This is a genomic window from Nocardia jinanensis, assembly GCF_014645735.1.
In the GTDB taxonomy this organism is placed as follows: Bacteria; Actinomycetota; Actinomycetes; order Mycobacteriales; family Mycobacteriaceae; genus Nocardia; species Nocardia jinanensis.
In genome coordinates this window covers 374360-392657 of record NZ_BMMH01000005.1, presented here as the reverse complement: position 1 = coordinate 392657, position 18298 = coordinate 374360, and the positions used below count along the sequence as shown (strand labels likewise).

Genomic DNA, 18298 nt, shown 5'->3' with positions numbered 1-18298 from the left:
CCCGGAACTCCCGAAGCTGGCCCGAGCCGCAAAGCAGAACGCGCCGATAGGTGTTGACTGCTCTACGGTCTTCTCGTGTGCCAGGAGTGGCAACCCGCCTTATCGTCGCGCATTTACAATACAGAGCAGTGCTGTATTGTAATGAACATGGGAATCGAGGCACGTCCGCCCGGCCGCCCGCGGGATGCCGACGCCGATACCGCCATCCTCGACGCGGCGCTGGAGTTGCTGATCGAGCGTGGCGCGGCCGCCGCCAGCATCGAGCAGGTTGCCCGGCGCGCCGGGGTGACACGAGCCACCGTCTACCGTCGTTTTCCGGACAAGACGCAGCTCCTGATCGCCGCTGTCGAGTCCACCTACGGCAACCCACCGCCAACGCCGGAGATCCGCGACCTGGAACATCTGCTGACGGGGTGGGCGGCAGCGCTCGCCGACCCTCGGCAGCGCCGGCTCCTGCGCCGGCTCTACGGCGCGTTCGAGGACTATCCCGAGATCGCCGCCGCCTACGAGAAGCAGCTCGGCAGTCCGCGAAGCGATGCCCGCACGGCGGTGTTCGAGCAGGCCCGTGACAACGGCGAGCTGCCACCGAACACCGACCCGCAGGTCCTCCTGGACATCCTCACCGGCGCGGGGTGGCAGCACCTGATCACCCGGCCCGACACCAGCACGCCGGACGACGTCGAGCAGTACCTTCGCGCCGTCCTTCACCAAGCGGGCTTCACGCCCGAAACCCGACGGGACCGCGCGCCCCGGCCAATCAAGGAGTAGACACCATGTCGACGACCACGTCGTCAGCCTCGGTCGAAGCACAGCTGCGCACGCGGGCATTCGCCCGCGTCATCGGCCCCTACATCGCCACGTTCACGATCCTCTACGCGATCCGGCTGCCGGATCTGATCTGGCTCATCAACGACCTGTTCTCACAGCCGGTCCTGGTCTTCATGCTCGGCGCGCTGATGCTCGGCGCGGGCCTGGTCATCATCGGCGGTCACCGCAGCTGGCGCGGGCCGCTCGCGATCACGATCTCCGTATTCGGCTGGTTCGTCGCCCTGCGCGGCTTCCTTCTGATCGCCTCTCCCACCGCCGTCGAGGAAACCGTTGACGCAACCATGCTCTCACCCACCGCGACGCTGCTGGCGCGGGCCTTCTTCGCAGTCCTGGGAGCGATCGGCCTGCTGCTGACGTACGCCGGCTGGTTCACCAAGCCGTCCGCGCCCGGAGCGACGGCCGCGGAGCCCACAGCCACGGATCTGGCCACCGACCGATGACGGCACATGCTCATCGGCCACGGGCGGGTCTCGACCGCCGAACAGAGTTGTGCTGCCGCGGCCTGATGTCCCAGTTCGGGTGCTGCGACTGCCCGGCCGGCGAGCCCGGCAGCTGACGCACTGATTATTGCGGTGCCGATCAGTGCCGTGAGTATCCGTTGTCCCCACATGGGTTCTCCAATTCGGTTATGACCCGGCTCTGTTCTGCTGACGAAACGGCCGCTACAGGCCCGCCGGAGGGTAGGGGAGGGCTTGGAGATGCCATCGAACGTGTGGTTCGGGACATCGGTGGAGAACCAGGACACCGCCGATCAGCGAATCCCGGAGCGGCAGCGCATCCCCGCGGCGGTGCGGTTCCTGTCGTGCGAGCCGCTGATCGGGCCGATGGACCTGTATGAGCACCTGTACCCGAACCGGTGCCCGGACGGCTGCCGCTGCCGGTGGCCCGACGACGGCGACGCCTACGAATGCCGCTGTGGTGGGCCGTGCGCCGACTGGCGCCGACGCCCTCGCCGGACTGGGTGATCGTCGGTGGCGAGTCCGGTCCGAACCCGCGCCCGATGCACCCGAATCGGCCCAGGAATCCTGAAGCTGTCATGAGCCGCAAAGTAGGACGCGCGGGTAACCGTTGACACGCCTTACGGTTTCGTTTCGTGCAGTGGGAGTGGTCGCCCGAGGATCTGATCGGGTCGTGGACGCTGATCGGCGAGAACGACTGGCGGTTGGTGGGCAACAAATCGGGAGCTACCAGGCTCGGGTTCGCTCTATTGCTGAAGTTCTCCGAGATCGAGGCGAGGTTTCCTCGCGAGGCGGCGGAGGTGCCGCCTGCGGTGGTGAGCCATGTCGCCGAGCAGGTGAAGGTCGATCCGGCGCTGTTCGCCTCGTATCGGTGGTCGGGCCGCACGATCGAGTATCACCGTGCCCAGGTTCGTGCCGCTTTCGGGTTCCGGGATTTCGCTGTCAGCGACGAGGACCAGCTGACCGGCTGGTTGGCTGAGGAGGTGTGCCCGGTCGAGTTGCGTGCGTCGGTCCAGCTGGTCGGCGACAACGAACGCCGCGCCCTGAGTCCAACATCAACCCCTGCGGCAGCTTTCGCTTGGACATGACCATCCGTCTGGACCTCACACGGGAAAGGATTGCGGGCTGAATTTCCCGAGTCTCCCGGTGAGTGATGGCGGAAGTCTTCTCGGCTCTGTCACACGCCGTTTGGCCATGGGTTTGGGGGAGAAGGCGGAGCAGGCCGCGCAGGCGCTCGTTCATTTTTACCGAACCACTGGCGGTCTCATGTGTGAGGGCGCTTACCGAATCGAACGCGCTCACGGGGGCTCACACATTCTCTGGCAGCTCCCCGAGGGTCAGATGTGGCCGCGCCCGGACCCGGTCGGCGTCCGGCACTATCAGCCCACCGCAGTCGAAACGGCCATGGCTGAACGTCGATTGGATACCGACGTCAGGTTCAGCGACGAGATGCTGAAGGACGTCCGCGAAGCCTCCAGCGTCTCGATTCGGAAGATGCGCTCGACCGATGGGGAGTTGAATATCTACAAACCCGAAGCGGGCGAGAACTACGACGGGTTGTTCCATTTCCGGCCGTATCGGGGCGCACAGACGGACCGGGAAGTCTCGGCATATCGCCTCGACGAGGCACTGGGCTTCGGCCGGATTCCGCCGACTGCCCGGACAGCAGGAGTGGCAGGCATGGAGAGCGGCCGCACCGGCTCCGGCATGATTCAGCAGTTCGTCGAATCAGGACCCGGGCGCGCGGCCCGCGAGTACGGCAAGCCTCAGCAGCAGCAGGTTGGCGTGCTCGACTACATCATGGGGAATCTGGACCGCCGCCCCGCGAACTTCCGCACCGTGTACCACGACGATGGCACGTTCGACCTGCTCGCCATCGACCACGGCCGCGCTTTTCCCGAGTCGTTCGATCCGTTCGAGGTGCCGATGTCATCCGACTTCCTCGAGCTGTGGGCAGGCAAAGGCGAAGACTTGCAGCCAGAGATCCTGGCAGCCCTGGACCGAGTCGACGTCGCCCAGCTCCACTCCGCACTCTCGGATACAGGCCTGAGCGAAAACGCGACATCAGGCGCGGTCGAACGGTTCAAATACCTGCGTGAACTGCGCAGGATCCCGCAGTACATATCGCATGACTGATTCGAGCGCCTCCCGAACCTGGTGTCCGATATGGATGTCCAGCACCGCCCCAAGGACAGTGAGCAGCCGAAATTGGAAATCCAACAGTCGTGTCACCCGATACATGAAGCCCTGTTCGGCCAGGTAGCTCCTCGGCGAACTTGCCGTCGCGGACTCCGCTGAAGAAGACTTTGTGGTTCGCCGTGCATCGGGTAACGCCACAGAAGGTCGTGGGTGGTCAGTTCGCGGATCGTGTCGGGCTCGTAGTTGTTGCTCCAGATCGCGGTGTAGTACTCGTTGACGAGGTTCTTGTTGCTGCTCATCGTTGCGGCTCCTCCGTGTCGGTGATGCCGACCGCATTCTGTGCGGCTGAAGAGAAGTCGCACGGCGTCGCCGGTGTGTGAGGTCTCGACGCGATCGCCGCAACGACCTCACATCCACCCGGCGGTTGTTCGTCTACCCGGTGACAGTGCAGGAAACATCTACCCGGTGACATCCCGGGAAAGGAGTAGCGACGTGACCGATATCAGGTATGCGCAGGGAGCGACCGAACTCGGCATGGCTACCTTCGTGACCGACGGCGACGCCTTGACCGGCTGCTATCTGTCCGGTCGAGGGCCCCGACCCGAGCCGGCACGATCAGGGGAGAAGGTCGAGCTCGCGCAGATCCCTGTGCTCAGGACGGCACATGCCGAGCTCGGTGAGTATCTCGCCGGCGAGCGCCGCGATTTCGATGTGCCATTGGCGACCTCGGGCGACGAGTTCGAGGAAAGGGTCTGGGCGATGCTCCGTGAGATCGCATTCGGTGACACGGTCACCTACGGCCACCTCGCCGAACAGCTCGGGGATCGGGGGCTGGCGCAGCGGGTCGGGCGGGCTGTCGGCGGTAATCCGCTGCTGGTGTTCATCCCCTGTCATCGGGTGGTCGGCGCGGGCGGCAAGCTGGTCGGATACGCGGCGGGCCTGCACCGCAAACGGCGGCTGCTGGAGTTGGAGGAGCCGGTCGCGGTGCGGGCTGCACGGTTGTTCTGACCCAGATACTCACACTCTCGTGCTGCGGCGCGTCTACTCTGCGATGACTGTGATGATCCCCTTCGAGCGGGCTGTCGAACAGCACGGAGCGACCGTGCTGCGGGTGTGCCGCGCGGTGCTCGGCCCGGGCCCTGATGCCGATGATGCCTGGTCGGAGACCTTCCTTGCGGCGTTGCGGGCATGGGACGGGCTGTCGGAGGACACCAATGTCGAGGCGTGGCTAGTGCGAGTGGCCCAACGCAAGGCAATCGACGTGACCCGTGCGCGCCGTCGATCGGCCGTGCCGACCGAGACATTGCCTGAGGTGGAGCCGGACCGCCGTGACCCGGAGGCCGATGACACTGCCCTATGGGTTGAGGTGGCGGCTCTGCCGGATCGGCAGCGCCTCGCCGTCGCCTACCACTACTTCGGTGGTCTCTCGCATGTGGAGACAGCGGCGCTGACGGGCAGCGCCCCGGCGGCGGTCCGCAGGGCCGCAGCCGACGGAATCGGCAAATTACGACAACGTTTGACAGCGGGCGGAACACAGAAAGGAGAACCCCGTGGACACGAGGAAAAATAGCCCGCGGGACCGCGGCGTGGACGCCCTGTTTCCGATCGCCCCCGACGCCCTGGCACGCCTTCATGAACAGCTCGAACATCGGGCCCAGCGCGACGGACTGGTTGATATCGCCTACCGCACCGTCGACTCCCCGGTCGGGACGCTGCTGCTCGCGTCGACCGAACGCGGACTGATCCGGGTCGCCTACCACAGCGAGCAGTTCGACCGGGTACTCGATGCCCTCGCCGCGAAGATCAGCCCCCGCGTCCTGCGGATGCCGAGCCGGCTCGACGGTCCGGCACGGCAGCTCGACGAATACTTCACCGGACACCGGCGAGTATTCGAACTACCGCTGGACTACTCCCTGTCGGCCGGATTCCGGCAAACGGTCCAGCACTACCTCCCACACATCGGCTACGGACACACCGCCACCTACAAACAGGTCGCCGAGTCCGTCGGCAACCCCCGAGCCGTTCGCGCCGTCGGCACCGCGTGCGCGACCAACCCGCTTCCCGTCGTGGTGCCGTGCCACCGAGTGGTGCGCTCCGACGGTGGGCTGGGTGGCTATATCGGTGGCCTGGACGCGAAAACCACCCTGCTGCATCTGGAGGCCGCCATATGAGGACTGGCAACGACATCATCGATCCTTGGCGCGAACGGGTCGAAGCCGCCGACTGGGACGCCATCGCCGCCGAAGTCGACGACCTCGGCGGCGCCGGGCTGCCTCGGTTGCTGACCGACGCCGAAACCACCGAGATCCGCTCCCTCTACCGCGACGAGCAGCTGTTCCGCAGCACCGTCGATATGGCGCGACACCGATTCGGGGCAGGTGAGTACAAGTACTTCCACCGGCCCTATCCCGAACCCGTCGAACGGCTCGAACAGGCGCTGTATCCGCGACTGCTGCCGATCGCCCGGGGGTGGTGGCAGCGGCTCGGGCGCACGGCACCCTGGCCGGACACCCTCGACGAATGGCTGCAGATGTGCCACGACGCCGGGCAACGCAGATCCACCGCGATCCTGCTGAAATACGGCGCGGGCGATTGGAATGCCCTGCATCGCGATCTGTACGGCGACCTGGTGTTCCCGTTGCAGGTGGTGATCAATCTGAACGACCCCGGCGTCGACCATACCGGCGGGGAGTTCCTGCTCGTCGAGCAGCGGCCCCGCGCCCAGTCCCGTGGCAGTTCGTTCACCATCGACCGCGGTCACGGGTACCTTTTCACCACCCGTGACCGGCCGGTGAAGTCGGTGCGGGGATGGTCGGTGGCGTCGATGAGGCACGGGGTGTCTCCCGTCCGCAGCGGCGAGCGGCACACGTTGGGGCTGGTCTTCCACGACGCCGCATGAGCACGCAACCCGGTCGAGGTGAGCGCATGTACACACTGCTCGGTCCGGACCGTAATACGTACACCTCGACAACACCGGGTCGCTACGGGGGACATCGCCGCAACCGGATCTACGGCCGCCTCGACTGCCCTTCCGCGTTGCGGGCGGTCGCGCGCGGAGGATACGTGGACAACCGGGTGTTCTTCGCCGACGAACACACAGCGATCACCGCCGGGTTCCGGCCGTGCGCGAGGTGTCTGCCCGAGAAGTACAAGAAGTGGAAGGAGGCAGCGCTGTGACACTGGACAGCCCTCGTCTTGCCGACACGCGGGTGCGTCGATATCGGACCCCGCACGTGTCATCTGATCAGCCGCCCGCGATCACCCACCCGCCATCCAGCACACTGAACTGACTACGCGCCTGCTCCGAGGCCCGACTCGATCGAGTTGTGAAATTCGCGATCGATCCCGCCGGTTGGGAGATTCGCTACAGCGGTTGTGTCGTCCTGTCCGCGGGCAGTGTGATGCTGTCGACGAGCGTGGCGAAGGCCGGATCCGCTCTATAGCGAGCGGGGTTCCAAGCGAGCGCGAGAGCGAATCGCGGTGCGGAACCTTTGATCGGGACGACGGCGTAGGCCGGATCCTCGAAGACCTTCCAGGGCCCTCCGACGCTCGGTGCGAGGGTCGGTATGACGCCGCCTCGGCACCGGATGCGATGGGCGAGGAGGCTGACGTCGGTGCTGTCGATTTCCTCGAAGCGGCGCAGTCCGACGTTTTCGAGGTGACGCCGGATGTCGTTGAGCGCCGAAGGGTAGGGGGTCGAGGTCGCGATCGTCATGGTCCGGCCCTGCAGGTCGTCCCATCCGACCAGTGATCGGGAAGCCAGCGGATCATCGGCGCGCATTGCCAGCCGTAGATCATAGGTTGCCAGCGGCCGGAACCCCATACCTGGCCGCATCGGCAGGTGTGCCACGGCTATGTCGACCCGACTGTCTTCGAGGAGATCGCACAGCGCGGAGGGGTCGGCCAGGGTGATGCGCACGGATCTGCCGGGCAGGTGTGCCTCGATCCGTCCGACAACTTCGTCCAAGGCGCCGGGTGGGGCCATGTGGGTCCCGCCCAGGGCGATCTCGTCCGCGCGAGGAGTGGCCTCGGCTGCCGCCGCACTCAGCTCGTCGACCTGGGCGAGGATGCTTTTGGCTTTCGCCACCAGCCGTTCGCCGGCGTCGGTGAGGCCCACCGAGTGATGGCGTCGGACGAACAGTTCGACGCCCAACTCCGACTCCAGCGCCCTTACTGTGCGGCTGACCGGTGAGGCCGTCAGGTGAAGACTCTGGGCGGCCAGCGTGAAGTGCCCATAGTGTGCTACCGCTATGAAGCAGCGGAGCTGGTGGAGTTCCATGATCCCATTCTCGGGAGTTCGGTAACCAAGTGCAATAACTTTCACCTGGAGCGTTGCGTTGCACGCGGCCTGAACGCGCAAAATCGGCAATGGACGCTCGATGTGCGGCCTGCCATAGTCGGCTTCCACAGTGCCATCGAGGTCGACGGCACTGGGGAGGAGGCACACCGATATGCCCGAAAACATCCACCTCACCACCCCCATCGCGCTGGCATTCGACGTGACGGATGCGGTCGGCTCGGGTGAACCGCTCACCCAGGTCGGGCGGCTGTTCCTGCCGGAGCACCCCGAGAGTGCACCGGCGGTGCTGGTCTGTCTCGCCGGCGGCACCTACGATTGGCACTACTGGCACCTCGAGATCCCGGACCGGCCCGGCTACAGTTTCGCTGAACACCTCGCCGGGCACGGTTTCGTGGTCCTCGCGCTGGATCACCTCGGTGTCGGGGAAAGTAGCGACCCGACGAGCTCCGGGCCCGTTGGTCTGGCGCTTCTCGCCCGCGGCGACGCCGCCGTCGCGAACCAGGTGAAGAGCCGAATCGCTGCCGGCACGCTCAGCGAGCACCTGCCGCCGCTCGATATTCCGCTGGTCGGCGTCGGGCACTCCATGGGTGCTTGCCTGACGACGGTCGTGCAAGCGCAGGCGCGTCCCTACGCGGCGGTGGCCCTGCTCGGCTATGGCGTCGACATCGCCAACGTGTATGACGAATCGAATACCGCCGGCGAGCTCGAGGACCGCATCGCGGAGAGTGAACGCACCTTCCGGGAAATCAACGGCGTTGGTCCCGAAGCCAACTCTTGTATCGTGCCGCGGGCGCACCTTCGCTCGATCTTCCACGCGCCCGATGTCCCCGACGAAGTTATCGCCGCCGACGACGCGGTCGAGGCGGCGGTCCCGGTTCGCGCCGCATCCGAAGTCACCACACCCGGTTACGTCGCCGAGTTCGCCGAGGCGATCGAGGTGCCGGTGTTCCTCGGGCTCGGGGGCGTACTCGACGTATCGCCCCGTCCACACGCCGAGCCGGGCAACTACCGCTCCTCCTCCGATGTCACATTGCATCTCGTCGAAGGATCCGCACATTGCCACAACTTCGCGGGCAACCGCGCGATTCTGTGGGACCGCATGGCCGCCTGGATCGCAACGGTGATCTGAAAAGCGGTCGGGCTCACTTCCGCGTGGCGATGAGTCGATGACGGCACGGTCGTCGGGTTATGGGTGGGCGTGTTGCTGCGCGGGTCGGTAGATGGCGCGCAGGATCGCCGCCGGTGGGCGGCGGTTCCCGGCCCGCGTCAGCGGAGGTGTGCCGGGTGGGGCCCGAGGGCTCCCATCGCGCGGTCGATGAGTGCGGGAAGCGGGGTCTCACCATGGCATGCCAGCCACGCCTCGGTGGCAGCATCGAGGCAGGCCAGGGCCGACGAGACCAGTGCCCGGGCGCGCGGATCGTGGGTATCGGTCGCGTGCGCGCCGACGCGGCGCAGGACTTCGGGCATCAATTGTTCCTGCCAGCCCAGCTGCTTTTCCCAGTGCCGGGCCCGCAACGAGGGCGTTTCGCTGAGCATGCGTGTCAGCCTGAGCGAGCGTTCCGGTTCGGACGTCAACGTCGCGGTGATCGCGTCGAAGGTACGGCGCAACGAGACCCAAGGGTCTTCGTCGTCCGGCCGCTCGGCAAGCGCTACGGCCAGCGTGCGACCGATCTCCTCGAGGTTGTCGAACAGGACGTCTTCCTTCGTTCCGAAGTAGCGGAAGAACGTCGCACGTGACATGCCGGCTTCGCCGGCGATCTGGTCGACCGAGGTGTTGGCGAAGCCCTGTTCGCCGAACAGTCGCATGGCCACCTCGGCGACCTCGGCCTTCATCGCACGGCGGGTTCGCTCACGCAGTCCGGGAGCCGCATCACCTGGTTGGGGCGATGGTTCGGAGCGGCCGGGCATGAGGTTATGCTACACAACCGCAAAGTGATACTCAGTCTCATATAGAGTTAGTATCTCATTGAGATTCCCGGTTTCAATGAAGGAGGCACTCGTGAGCAAGGTCTGGTTCGTCACCGGTTCGTCCCGCGGTTTCGGCCGCGAATTCGTCCGAGCGGCCCTGGCGCGCGGTGACAAAGTCGCCGCCACGGCACGCGACGTCGAATCCCTCTCGTCCCTCGTCTCGGAGTACGGCGACGCCGTGCTTCCGCTGTCGCTCGATGTCACGGATCGGGCCGCGGTCGACAAGGCTGTCGCCCGTGCGCACGAGACGTTCGGGCGTCTGGACGTCGTGGTGAACAACGCGGGCTACGGCCTGTTCGGCGCGGTCGAGGAACTGTCCGAACAGCAGATCCGCGACCAGTTCGAAACGAACCTGTTCGGTGCGCTGTGGGTCACCCAGGCGGCCCTGCCGTTGTTACGTGAACAGGGTGGTGGGCACATCATCCAGATCTCGACTGTCGGCGGAGTGACCACCTTTCCCAACCTGGGCGGCTATCACGCCTCGAAGTGGGCCCTGGAAGGCCTGTCCGAGGCGCTGGCCAAGGAGGTCGCCGGCTTCGGCATCAAGGTGACGCTCGTCGAACCCGGCGGCTTCGCCACCGACTGGTCCGGATCGTCGGCGGTACGCGCCGAACCTCTCCCTGCCTACGACGGTATCCGGGCGGCACTGGCTCGGGCGCCGAAGTACGGACAGCCCGGTAACCCGCAGGCGGTGGGCCCCGCCTTGTTGAAAATCGTCGACGCCGAAGAGCCGCCGTTGCGGGTGTTCTTCGGCTCCATGCCGCTCCAGATCCTCCCCTCCGTCTATGCCGAGCGATTGCAGACCTGGACCGATTGGGCCGACGTGGCCGAGGAGGCGCAGGGCTGACCTCGTCGGCGAGGCGGCTTCGGCTCGCGTACGGCAGGAGTGCGGCTGGATATCGAAGGGTGCCGGTGGGTGGCGTCGCTGAATGGCGGCGCCGCTCGGCGGGCCCGGGTGGGCGAGTTGTGCAGTCGGCGGGAATGCTGCCGTGCGAGATCCGTGAAACTGTGCTGTGTGCAGGCGGGTTGCTGATCCGCAGTTCACGCCCGTCGGCGGTGCCCGGTGATTGACACCGACTCGGGCCAGGACATATCGTCCATTACTAGCGACTGTTAGTTAGTATTCGATCGCTTGCCCCCTGGATCGGTGATTGCAGAATCGCCTGCCAGGAGCGTTGCGCTGGAACCGAATCCACCGACGAAGGAAACGGAAAACGGATGAAGTACGACAATGTGGCGATTCCGGCCGACTTGATCTGGTCGTCGCCATTCGCGCGGTGGCAGGGTGCGCTCGCGGACATTTCCAGCGTGGATCTGGCGGCGGCTGTCACCGGGCGCGCATTGTCCGACCGTGGAGTCGATATCGCGTGTGTGGACGAAGTCGTGCTCGGCCTCACCGTGCCGCAACCAGGATCCTTCTTCGGTCCACCGACGATCGCCGGTCGGCTCGGGATCCCGGCGGTGACCGGACCGACGATCAGCCAGGCCTGTGCGACGGCCGTGGCGGCCCTACATGCCGCGGCCGCGGCAGTCGCTGTGGGCGGGGGAACCGAGTTGGTGATCACGACCGACCGGACCAGCAACGGGCCGACCATCGTGTACCCGAGTCCGGCCGCGGCCGGTGGTGCGCCGCTCGTCGAGGATTTCGTCCAAGCCAACTTCGCATGCGACCCTTGGGCCGGCACGTCGATGATCGCCGCCGGCGAGACGGTTGCCGGTGAGCGTGGAATTTCCCGGGAGGAGATCGATGATGTCGCCGCGCTGCGGTACGACCAATACCGGGCGGCGCTCGCCGAGGACAGGCGCTTCCAGCGTTCCTATATGGTCCCGATCGAGGTGGCCGAGCGCCGCCGATCTGTGACGATCGCCGAGGATAGTGGGGTGCGTCCGGTCGAGCGGGAAGCGATCCGCTCGCTGACGCCCGCCATTTCCGGCGGGGTGCATACCGGTGCTTCGCAGACCCATCCGGCCGACGGCGCCGCGGGTGCGATGGTGACCACGCCGGCCAAGGCCCGCGAGCTGTCCGCCGGCCCGATCGTCCAGGTCCTGGCCACAGGATTCGCGCGGGTCGCCCGCACGCATATGCCCGAGGCGCCGGTGCCTGCGGCGCTGCGCGCACTCGAGGCCGCGGACCTGACGATCGATCATGTCGACGCCGTCACCACGCATAATCCGTTCGCGGTCAACGATATCGTTTTCGCCCGGGAGACCGGGGTCGATATCGCAAAGATGAATGCGTACGGCTGCAGCCTCATCTGGGGGCATCCGCAAGCTCCCACCGGAATGCGTGCCATCGCCGAGTTGGTGACCGAATTGACGCTGCGCGGTGGCGGGGTGGGTTTGTTCACCGGCTGCGCCGCCGGTGATACGGCCGCCGCGATCGTGATTCGAGTCGGCGATTGACGACGATCGCGGTCAGTGCGGGCCTCCTCCCGGCAACTCGGCGTCCGCGGCAGTCACGAGCAGCCCGCGGAGGCCCACTCGCTCACTGTCGGTGATTTCGGTCGGTACGCCTTCGATCGTCTTGACCATAACGCTCTCGCTCACCGCGAGGAAGCGTGCGTTCTGCAGAAGGCCCTGGGCGATCCCGAACGATGTGTTGCCGATGCGTATTACACCTGTCGCGCAGACCACGGGATCGGGGTAGGCGCCCGGATAGAGGAAGTCGATTGTCGTCGAGGCCAAGTGGAGCTCGGGAGTTCCGGCGCCGGATTCGGCGAAGGTCAGCCGGTTGAGTTGAGCGCGTCCTTCTTCGAGGAGGCGACCCAGAGCCACATTGTTCAGGTGCCGGTAGGAGTCGACATCGCCGAACACTGGTGTGTACTGAAATGTCAACGGGTAATAGTCGGGGCTGCGGCGGCGTGGATCTTCGAGTGACATCGGGACTTCCTGTGGACGGACGCTGGTCTGGATGGGTTGTGCCGCACCGGTATCCGGATTCGCGGCGGTCGTCGGACAGCTGACGGTCACGGCGCCGTCGAAGGCGCTCGACCGGTAGGCGTCAGCGGGATGGGCTCGCCGGGCTCGCGGTGGTCAGCAGATGCGCGATCAGGCCACCCGCCCGGATCCAGTCGGCTTCGACCGGGGTGTCGATCCGGGCGTGGGCATCGAACCGGTGCTCGGCGCCCGTGGCGGTCCGGACGGTCACCTGCACCGGTGTCCGCAGGTCCGGACCGGCGGCCAGACCGGTGATGTCGAACTGTTCGCTCCCGTCGAGATCGGCGGGCGACAAATCCGGGCACTCCACGGGCACAATCCCCATGGCGACCAGATTGGTGCGATGAATCCGCTCGAAACTCTGCGCGATCACCGCGTGGATGCCGAGCAACCTGGTCACTTTCGCCGCCCAATCGCGGGCCGACCCTGCCCCGTAGGAGTGGCCGGCCACGACGACCGTGGGCACCTCGCGGGCCGCGTAGTTCGCTGCTGCCTCGTGTACGGGGACGATGTCTCCCTCGGGCATCAGGCGTGTCCACGGTCCTTGTTCGCCCGGAGTCAGCCTGTTCTCGAGCCTGGGGTTGGCGAAGCCGCCGCGGACCATCACGTCATGGTTGAGGCGGCGGGCACTGTAGCTGCCGAATTTCTCCGGAGGCACCCCGCGCTCGGCCAGCCAACGGCCCGCCGGGGATTCGGACAGGATTCGGGCGACCGGCGAGATGTGATCGGTGGTGATGCCGTCACCGAGCAGCAGCAGCGGTCTCGCTGAGAGAATGTCACCGGTGGCGACCGGCCTGGTCAGCGCCGTGTCGGCGAACGGGGGGCGGCGGATCAGCCCGGTTTCGCTGTCCCAGTCGTAGTGGTTGCCCTCGGGTCGGGGGAGGGATTCCCATTCGGGCGTGGTGACAGGAAGCAATTCGACGTGGGTGAGCGAGCGTTTTTCATCGCACTCGACGACGGCGGCTATCTCCTCGTCGGACGGCCAGATCTCGTCCAGCAGAACGGGTCGTCCGTGGCGGTCGAACGCTAGCGGCTCGTCCGGGAAGGCGATCGAGGTACGTCCGGCGATCGCCATCGCCACGACCATGGGTGGTGAGGTGAGGTAGGAGTGTGTGACGTCCGGGTGGATTCGACCGGGAAAGTTGCGGTTTCCCGAGAGTACGGCCGCCACCGACAGTGAATGTTCATTGATCTGTTCGGTGATCCCGGTGTCGAGTGGTCCGGAGTTACCCATGCAGGTGCCGCAACCGAATCCGGCGACAGTGAAGCCGAGATCGTCGAGTGCGCTCTGGAGCCCCGCGGCGTGGAGCAGGTCGGCGGTCCTCCGGGATCCCGGCGTCAGCGAGGTCTTCGTCCAGGGTGCCCGGGTGAGTCCCCGCGCGACGGCATTGCGGGCCAGTAGTCCGGCCGCGACCATGGCCTTCGGATTGGAGGTGTTGGTGCAACTGGTGATCGCCGCGATGACCACGTCGCCGTCGCGCAGGCGCCCGGTGTCACCGGCATCCTCGGGGCCCGGCCGGGGGACCGTTTCCGCGAGTCCGGCGGCGGCGAAGGTCTGGTGCGGCCGGGAGGGACCGGCCATGGTCCGCTGCACCTCCGAGAGGTTCAGTTCGAGAACCTCGTCGTATTCGGGTGCCGGCAGTTCGGAGGTATACAGCATGCCCTGCGCGGTCAGATAGGCACGTGCCAGCGTGACTGTCGCTTCGGGCCGCCCTGTGGTGGCCAGGTAGGCGAGCGTGCGTTCGTCGGCTGGGAAGTAGGCCATTGTCGCGCCGTACTCGGGGGCCATGTTCGCGAGGGTCCCTCGATCGGGCACCGACAGACCGGCGAGCCCGGGCCCGTGGAATTCGACTATGCGCGCAACCACGCCGTGGGCTCGGAGCATCGAGGTGAGGGTGAGTGCTACATCGGTCGCGAGAATGCCGGGTCGCAGTACGCCGGTGACGCGGACACCCACGACCGCGGGGACGGGTATCAGGATGGGCTGGCCCAGCGCGGCCGCGGTCGCCTCTATCCCGCCGACGCCCCAGCCGGCGACCGACAGTGCGTTGATCATCGTTGTGTGACTGTCGGTTCCGACGACCGAATCGAACCGTGCTAGGGCCCCGGGTCCGGGACCGTCCGCGGAAACCACGTCGGCGAGCACTTCGAGATTGAGTTGATGACAGATGCCGAGACCGGGCGGCACGACCCGCAGTGTCGGAAAACGCGATTGTGCCCACCGCAGGAACCGGTAGCGGTCCGCGTGGCGGTCGTATTCGAGGGCCAGATTCGTGGTCGCCGCATCGGAGGTTCCGGCGATATCGAGTTCGAGCGCGTGGTCGACCACGAGATCCATCCGCTTGCGCGGGGACACCGCACCGGGGTCGATTCCGTCCGCGGCGGCTCGCTCTTGCACGGTGATCATATCGGCGAGTACCGGAATTCCCGAGGCATCCTGCAACAGCACCCGTTCCGGTGTGAACGGAATGGATACCGATCGATCACCGGTCGCGAGCGCGCGGATGTGGTCGGCGCCCACGGTGCGTCCGTCCTCGTGCCGCAGGGCGTTCTCGACGAGCACCCTGATGGCGTAGGGGAGTCGGTGCAGGGCTCCCGCCCCCGCCTTCTCCGCGGCACCGAGGTCGAAGAATTGCGCTGTGGTGCCGGGAAGGCGGCGGAGCGCGTGGAAGGAGTCGACAGTCATGAATGCGCTCCCGGGGTTCGCGCGGGGACGGTCCGCGGCGGAACGCCGGTATAGGTGGGGAGTAGCGGCGGGGGGATGGGGCCCTTGATCCGTCGTCCGCCTGTGCGCTCTTCCCAGGAGTGCGCGAGAATTCCGACGGATCGCGACAGGATGAACAGCCCACGTCCGAGTTCGGGGGCGAAGCCGAGTTCGGCGTAGATCACCGCGGTCGCCCCGTCGATGTTCATCGGAACGGGCCGAGCGCGCCCGGCCGCGAGTTGCCGCTCGAGTTCCTCGGCGATCCGCACGTAGTGCCCGTCGATTGTGCCCGCCTCGACCTGGGTGTGGACGGCGGACAACAGCGGGTCGCGGCGCGGATCCCGCGGATGGAAGCGGTGGCCGAATCCGGGAATGTATCTCCCTTCGGCCCGGTGCTCGGTAATAGTTTGCGCGACAGCCTCTTCCAGGTCGGTCTCGCGTGTTCGTGCACGGATCGCGCCCAGCAGTTCCATACATTGCTGACCGGCGCCGCCGTGTACATCACCGAGCAGCCCGACACCCGTGGACATTGCACCGTGCAGCCCGACACCGCACGTGGCGGCCATCCGTGCCGCGGCGATCGAGGGTGCCTGCGGCCCATGGTCCACGGCGGCCACGAGTGCTCGTTCGAGCAGTGTGGCCTGCCCGGCGCTGGGCAGATCGCCTCTGACCATCAGCCAGATCATCTCGGGGAAACTCACGTTCCCGATCAGCTGCTCGACGGGGTATCCGCGCAGTCGGATCGTTCCGGGTTCGATATCGCTCACCGACGTCGACCACCAGTCGGTGACATCGCGACTGGACGTGCGGTCCATCGCGTTCTCGCGGGCCTCGCTCATATCGCGGTCTCCCCGCGCAACCGGGCGATATCTGCTCGGTCGTAGCCCAGTTCGGTGAGTATCTCGTCGGTGTGCTGGCCGAGGGTGGGCGGCGGCGAGCTGGGTGCGACCCGGCGGCCGTCGACGTGGGTGGGTAGTCCGAGTACCCGCACCGAGCCGCCCGCCGAGGCCGGTGAATCGATGCTGGTGACGAGCTCGCGATGAGCGACCTGCTCGGACCGGAGCGCGTCGGGAACGGAGACGACCGGTGCGGCGGGCACACCTGTGTGGAGCAGGATCTCGTCCCATTCGGTAGCGGTTTTCGCCTTCAGTGACGCCTCGAGCTCGCCGCGCAGGACATCGCGGTTGCGCTTGCGATCCTCCCTGGTGCGGAACCGCGGATCCTCGATCAGCTCCGCGCGGTCGAGAACTGTGCAGAGTTCTTCGTATTGTTCCTGCTTGTTCGCCGCGATATTGAGTGCGCCGGCACCGGTGTCGAAGGTGCCCGACGGTGCCGAGGTGATGTTCTCGTTCGCCATCGGGAGGGGCTCTCGGCCGGCGATGAGATGATCGGATACGACCCACCCCATGGACGTGAGCGCGGCGTCGAGCATCGAGGTGTCCAGGAATGCGCCTTCCCCGGTCCGGCGCTGCCGCAACAGCGCAGAGGCGATCGCGAACGCTGCCGCCAGTCCGCCGAAGCTGTCACACACCGGGTATCCGACACGTAGCGGCGCGGTCTCGGGTGTGCCGGTCACGCTCATGATGCCGGACAGGCCCTGAACGACCTGGTCGTAAGCTGGTCGGCCGCGCATCGGCCCCGTGGCGCCGAACCCGGAGACGGCGCAGTACACGAGCCGGGGATTGATCTGGCGCAGTCGCTCCCAGCCGAAACCCAGCCGCTCGAGCACACCGGGCCGGAAGTTCTCGACCAGTACGTCGGCGGCGGCGACGAGCTTGTCGAATACTTCCTTGCCGCCGGGGGTCTTCAGGTTGACCGTGACCGAGCGCTTCTGCGAGTTCTGGGCCAGGAACGAGACGCCGAGGTGCTCTTCGCTCAATTGCGGGTCGGCGCCGAGCTGGCGTGCCAGATCGCCGGTACCCGGTGTCTCGACCTTGATCACGTCGGCGCCCATCAGGGCCAGCTGATAGCCGGCGAAGGGCCCGGCGAGCACATTGGTCAGATCGAGGACGCGGACACCTTCGAGTAGGTCGGCGGTCACAGGAATACCTCCACACTGCCGAGTCCGGCAGCGCTGATCTCGGTTGCCGCGGCCGTTACCGCGTCGACGTAGCGACCGACGCGATCCGCGGTGAATCGTGACGTCGGCCCGCTGGCCGAGAGCGCGGCGATCACCCGGCCGTCGGAGGAGTGGATGGGCGCGGCCACCGCGGATGCGCCCAGCTCGCGTTCGCCGTGCGTCACCGAGTAGCCCGCCTCCCTGATACTGGCTATCTCCCGGTGTAAAGGCTCGAGCTCGAGGTCCGGTCGCGCCTCGACGAGACCGCGGATCACCTGATCCGGCGCGCCGGTGAGCAGGATCTTCGCGGCAGCGCCGGTGGCGAGGGCATAGGGCACCCCGATCGCTACGACACTGCGCACGGTGGTGGTTCCTTCGACCTGGGCGATCGAGACCCGGTTCAGGTCCTGCCTGATATAGATATTGACGGTTTCGCCGCAGGTATCGACCAACTGCGTCATGATCCGGCGCGCCTCCGTGCTGACCTCCCAGAGTGACTGCGACAGCGTTACCCAGCGCAGGAACCCCGCGCCCAATCCGTAGGTCGAGTCGCCCCGGTCCGCGACGAGTCCGAGCGAATCCAGTGTCGCGAGCAGGCGCACCACAGTCGTCTTCGGGAGGCCGGTCGATTCGACGAGTTCCCGCAGGGAGCGAGTGGGGTGCTCGACATCGAACAATTCGAGCACTTCGACGGCGCGCGCAATGCTCCGAACGCCTCCGTCCGCACGTATGGACGCGGTGTCAGTCTCAGCCATACCGCGACTTTAAACCACTCTATGGTTCGTGTAAACCGAGATGCGGATTGACTACGACTTGTGTTCGTGTTTTTATCGGTGACGCAGAACACGCAAACTGCTCAATGGTTTGCTTGAACCGTGCAGTGGAGCGTTGGAAGAAAGAAGGAC

At 66.3% G+C, this 18298-nt stretch carries 21 protein-coding genes; 13 read left to right on the top strand and 8 right to left on the bottom strand.

Annotation, left to right across the window (positions count from 1 at the left end; genetic code table 11):
• The first annotated feature begins 147 nt into the window (after positions 1–147).
• The 5 genes from IEY68_RS15165 (at position 148) to IEY68_RS15145 (ending at position 3422) form a co-directional block, all read left to right on the top strand.
• Complete coding sequence (locus IEY68_RS15165) at positions 148–768, top strand: TetR/AcrR family transcriptional regulator (RefSeq protein WP_189094298.1); 621 nt, start codon at positions 148–150, stop codon at positions 766–768.
• A gap of 5 nt (positions 769–773) precedes the next feature.
• Positions 774–1268, top strand: coding sequence for a hypothetical protein (locus IEY68_RS15160; RefSeq protein WP_063916243.1), 495 nt, complete (start codon positions 774–776; stop codon positions 1266–1268).
• Positions 1269–1526: 258 nt separating this feature from the next.
• Positions 1527–1793 carry a DUF5131 family protein gene (locus tag IEY68_RS37095; RefSeq protein WP_229718796.1) on the top strand — a complete coding sequence of 89 codons (267 nt, stop codon included), beginning with the start codon at positions 1527–1529 and terminating at the stop codon, positions 1791–1793.
• Positions 1794–1921: 128 nt separating this feature from the next.
• Positions 1922–2374, top strand: coding sequence for a DUF4158 domain-containing protein (locus tag IEY68_RS15150; protein ID WP_062997418.1), 453 nt, complete (start codon positions 1922–1924; stop codon positions 2372–2374).
• Between the two features lie 106 nt (positions 2375–2480).
• Positions 2481–3422, top strand: a complete 942-nt coding sequence (locus tag IEY68_RS15145) for a protein kinase family protein (protein WP_062997420.1) — start codon at positions 2481–2483, stop codon at positions 3420–3422.
• A 92-nt stretch (positions 3423–3514) separates the two neighbouring features.
• On the opposite strand, the gene IEY68_RS15140 is transcribed toward IEY68_RS15145, so the two are convergent.
• Positions 3515–3724: a hypothetical protein gene (locus tag IEY68_RS15140; RefSeq protein ID WP_189094297.1), complete on the bottom strand. Its 210-nt coding sequence runs from the start codon at positions 3722–3724 to the stop codon at positions 3515–3517.
• 193 nt (positions 3725–3917) lie between these two features.
• Here IEY68_RS15140 and IEY68_RS15135 point away from each other — a divergent pair, with 193 nt between their 5' ends.
• From IEY68_RS15135 to IEY68_RS15115, 5 genes are read left to right on the top strand one after another with little or no spacing between them, the layout of a single operon-like run.
• Positions 3918–4433 carry a methylated-DNA--[protein]-cysteine S-methyltransferase gene (locus IEY68_RS15135; RefSeq protein WP_229718795.1) on the top strand — a complete coding sequence of 172 codons (516 nt, stop codon included), beginning with the start codon at positions 3918–3920 and terminating at the stop codon, positions 4431–4433.
• A 49-nt stretch (positions 4434–4482) separates the two neighbouring features.
• Complete coding sequence (locus IEY68_RS15130; protein ID WP_229718807.1) at positions 4483–4995, top strand: RNA polymerase sigma factor; 513 nt, start codon at positions 4483–4485, stop codon at positions 4993–4995.
• A 16-nt stretch (positions 4996–5011) separates the two neighbouring features.
• Positions 5012–5596 carry a methylated-DNA--[protein]-cysteine S-methyltransferase gene (locus tag IEY68_RS15125; RefSeq protein WP_062997422.1) on the top strand — a complete coding sequence of 195 codons (585 nt, stop codon included), beginning with the start codon at positions 5012–5014 and terminating at the stop codon, positions 5594–5596.
• A complete protein-coding gene (locus IEY68_RS15120) occupies positions 5593–6324 on the top strand; it encodes a 2OG-Fe(II) oxygenase (RefSeq protein ID WP_062997424.1) in 732 nt (243 codons plus the stop codon). The genes IEY68_RS15125 and IEY68_RS15120 overlap by 4 nt, the downstream gene beginning before the upstream one ends.
• A gap of 26 nt (positions 6325–6350) precedes the next feature.
• Complete coding sequence (locus IEY68_RS15115) at positions 6351–6602, top strand: Ada metal-binding domain-containing protein (protein WP_229718794.1); 252 nt, start codon at positions 6351–6353, stop codon at positions 6600–6602.
• 187 nt (positions 6603–6789) lie between these two features.
• Here IEY68_RS15115 and IEY68_RS15110 read toward each other — a convergent pair whose 3' ends face one another.
• Positions 6790–7890, bottom strand: coding sequence for a LysR family transcriptional regulator (locus IEY68_RS15110; RefSeq protein ID WP_189094296.1), 1101 nt, complete (start codon positions 7888–7890; stop codon positions 6790–6792).
• Here IEY68_RS15110 and IEY68_RS15105 point away from each other — a divergent pair.
• Positions 7877–8854 carry an alpha/beta hydrolase gene (locus IEY68_RS15105; RefSeq protein WP_062997430.1) on the top strand — a complete coding sequence of 326 codons (978 nt, stop codon included), beginning with the start codon at positions 7877–7879 and terminating at the stop codon, positions 8852–8854. The two genes, IEY68_RS15110 and IEY68_RS15105, sit on opposite strands and share 14 nt — an antisense overlap.
• Positions 8855–8991: 137 nt before the next feature.
• On the opposite strand, the gene IEY68_RS15100 is transcribed toward IEY68_RS15105, so the two are convergent.
• Positions 8992–9633, bottom strand: coding sequence for a TetR family transcriptional regulator (locus IEY68_RS15100; RefSeq protein ID WP_189094295.1), 642 nt, complete (start codon positions 9631–9633; stop codon positions 8992–8994).
• A 76-nt stretch (positions 9634–9709) separates the two neighbouring features.
• On the opposite strand from IEY68_RS15100, the gene IEY68_RS15095 reads away from it, so the two are divergent.
• Together IEY68_RS15095 and IEY68_RS15090 are read left to right on the top strand one after the other, a co-directional pair.
• The gene (locus IEY68_RS15095) at positions 9710–10540 is read left to right on the top strand and encodes an SDR family oxidoreductase (RefSeq protein WP_062997434.1); all 831 of its coding nucleotides are present in this window, start codon (positions 9710–9712) and stop codon (positions 10538–10540) included.
• Positions 10541–10911: 371 nt separating this feature from the next.
• Positions 10912–12096 carry a thiolase family protein gene (locus IEY68_RS15090; protein WP_062997437.1) on the top strand — a complete coding sequence of 395 codons (1185 nt, stop codon included), beginning with the start codon at positions 10912–10914 and terminating at the stop codon, positions 12094–12096.
• A 12-nt stretch (positions 12097–12108) separates the two neighbouring features.
• Here IEY68_RS15090 and IEY68_RS15085 read toward each other — a convergent pair whose 3' ends face one another.
• The 5 genes from IEY68_RS15085 to IEY68_RS15065 all read right to left on the bottom strand — a co-directional run bounded on the left by IEY68_RS15085 (position 12109) and on the right by IEY68_RS15065 (position 18148).
• Positions 12109–12573 (bottom strand): acyl-CoA thioesterase, encoded by a 465-nt coding sequence (locus IEY68_RS15085; RefSeq protein WP_189094294.1) that lies wholly within the window; start codon positions 12571–12573, stop codon positions 12109–12111.
• Positions 12574–12694: 121 nt separating this feature from the next.
• A complete protein-coding gene (acnA, locus tag IEY68_RS15080) occupies positions 12695–15316 on the bottom strand; it encodes an aconitate hydratase AcnA (RefSeq protein WP_062997441.1) in 2622 nt (873 codons plus the stop codon).
• The gene (locus IEY68_RS15075; protein WP_062997443.1) at positions 15313–16173 is read right to left on the bottom strand and encodes a citryl-CoA lyase; all 861 of its coding nucleotides are present in this window, start codon (positions 16171–16173) and stop codon (positions 15313–15315) included. The genes acnA and IEY68_RS15075 overlap by 4 nt, the downstream gene beginning before the upstream one ends.
• Positions 16170–17375 (bottom strand): CaiB/BaiF CoA transferase family protein, encoded by a 1206-nt coding sequence (locus IEY68_RS15070; protein ID WP_062997445.1) that lies wholly within the window; start codon positions 17373–17375, stop codon positions 16170–16172. The genes IEY68_RS15075 and IEY68_RS15070 overlap by 4 nt, the downstream gene beginning before the upstream one ends.
• A complete protein-coding gene (locus tag IEY68_RS15065) occupies positions 17372–18148 on the bottom strand; it encodes an IclR family transcriptional regulator (RefSeq protein WP_062997447.1) in 777 nt (258 codons plus the stop codon). The genes IEY68_RS15070 and IEY68_RS15065 overlap by 4 nt, the downstream gene beginning before the upstream one ends.
• Positions 18149–18298: the final 150 nt, after the last annotated feature.

Coding starts and splice junctions, on each gene's coding strand:
- IEY68_RS15165 (WP_189094298.1), top strand. CDS start 148: ATGGGAATCGAGGCACGTCCGCCCGGCCGCCCGCGGGATGCCGACGCC.
- IEY68_RS15110 (WP_189094296.1), bottom strand. CDS start 7,890: ATGTTTTCGGGCATATCGGTGTGCCTCCTCCCCAGTGCCGTCGACCTC.
- IEY68_RS15100 (WP_189094295.1), bottom strand. CDS start 9,633: ATGCCCGGCCGCTCCGAACCATCGCCCCAACCAGGTGATGCGGCTCCC.
- IEY68_RS15140 (WP_189094297.1), bottom strand. CDS start 3,724: ATGAGCAGCAACAAGAACCTCGTCAACGAGTACTACACCGCGATCTGG.
- IEY68_RS37095 (WP_229718796.1), top strand. CDS start 1,527: ATGCCATCGAACGTGTGGTTCGGGACATCGGTGGAGAACCAGGACACC.
- IEY68_RS15085 (WP_189094294.1), bottom strand. CDS start 12,573: ATGTCACTCGAAGATCCACGCCGCCGCAGCCCCGACTATTACCCGTTG.
- IEY68_RS15075 (WP_062997443.1), bottom strand. CDS start 16,173: ATGAGCGAGGCCCGCGAGAACGCGATGGACCGCACGTCCAGTCGCGAT.
- IEY68_RS15090 (WP_062997437.1), top strand. CDS start 10,912: ATGAAGTACGACAATGTGGCGATTCCGGCCGACTTGATCTGGTCGTCG.
- IEY68_RS15115 (WP_229718794.1), top strand. CDS start 6,351: ATGTACACACTGCTCGGTCCGGACCGTAATACGTACACCTCGACAACA.
- acnA (WP_062997441.1), bottom strand. CDS start 15,316: ATGACTGTCGACTCCTTCCACGCGCTCCGCCGCCTTCCCGGCACCACA.
- IEY68_RS15160 (WP_063916243.1), top strand. CDS start 774: ATGTCGACGACCACGTCGTCAGCCTCGGTCGAAGCACAGCTGCGCACG.
- IEY68_RS15095 (WP_062997434.1), top strand. CDS start 9,710: ATGAAGGAGGCACTCGTGAGCAAGGTCTGGTTCGTCACCGGTTCGTCC.
- IEY68_RS15105 (WP_062997430.1), top strand. CDS start 7,877: ATGCCCGAAAACATCCACCTCACCACCCCCATCGCGCTGGCATTCGAC.
- IEY68_RS15120 (WP_062997424.1), top strand. CDS start 5,593: ATGAGGACTGGCAACGACATCATCGATCCTTGGCGCGAACGGGTCGAA.
- IEY68_RS15065 (WP_062997447.1), bottom strand. CDS start 18,148: ATGGCTGAGACTGACACCGCGTCCATACGTGCGGACGGAGGCGTTCGG.
- IEY68_RS15145 (WP_062997420.1), top strand. CDS start 2,481: ATGGGTTTGGGGGAGAAGGCGGAGCAGGCCGCGCAGGCGCTCGTTCAT.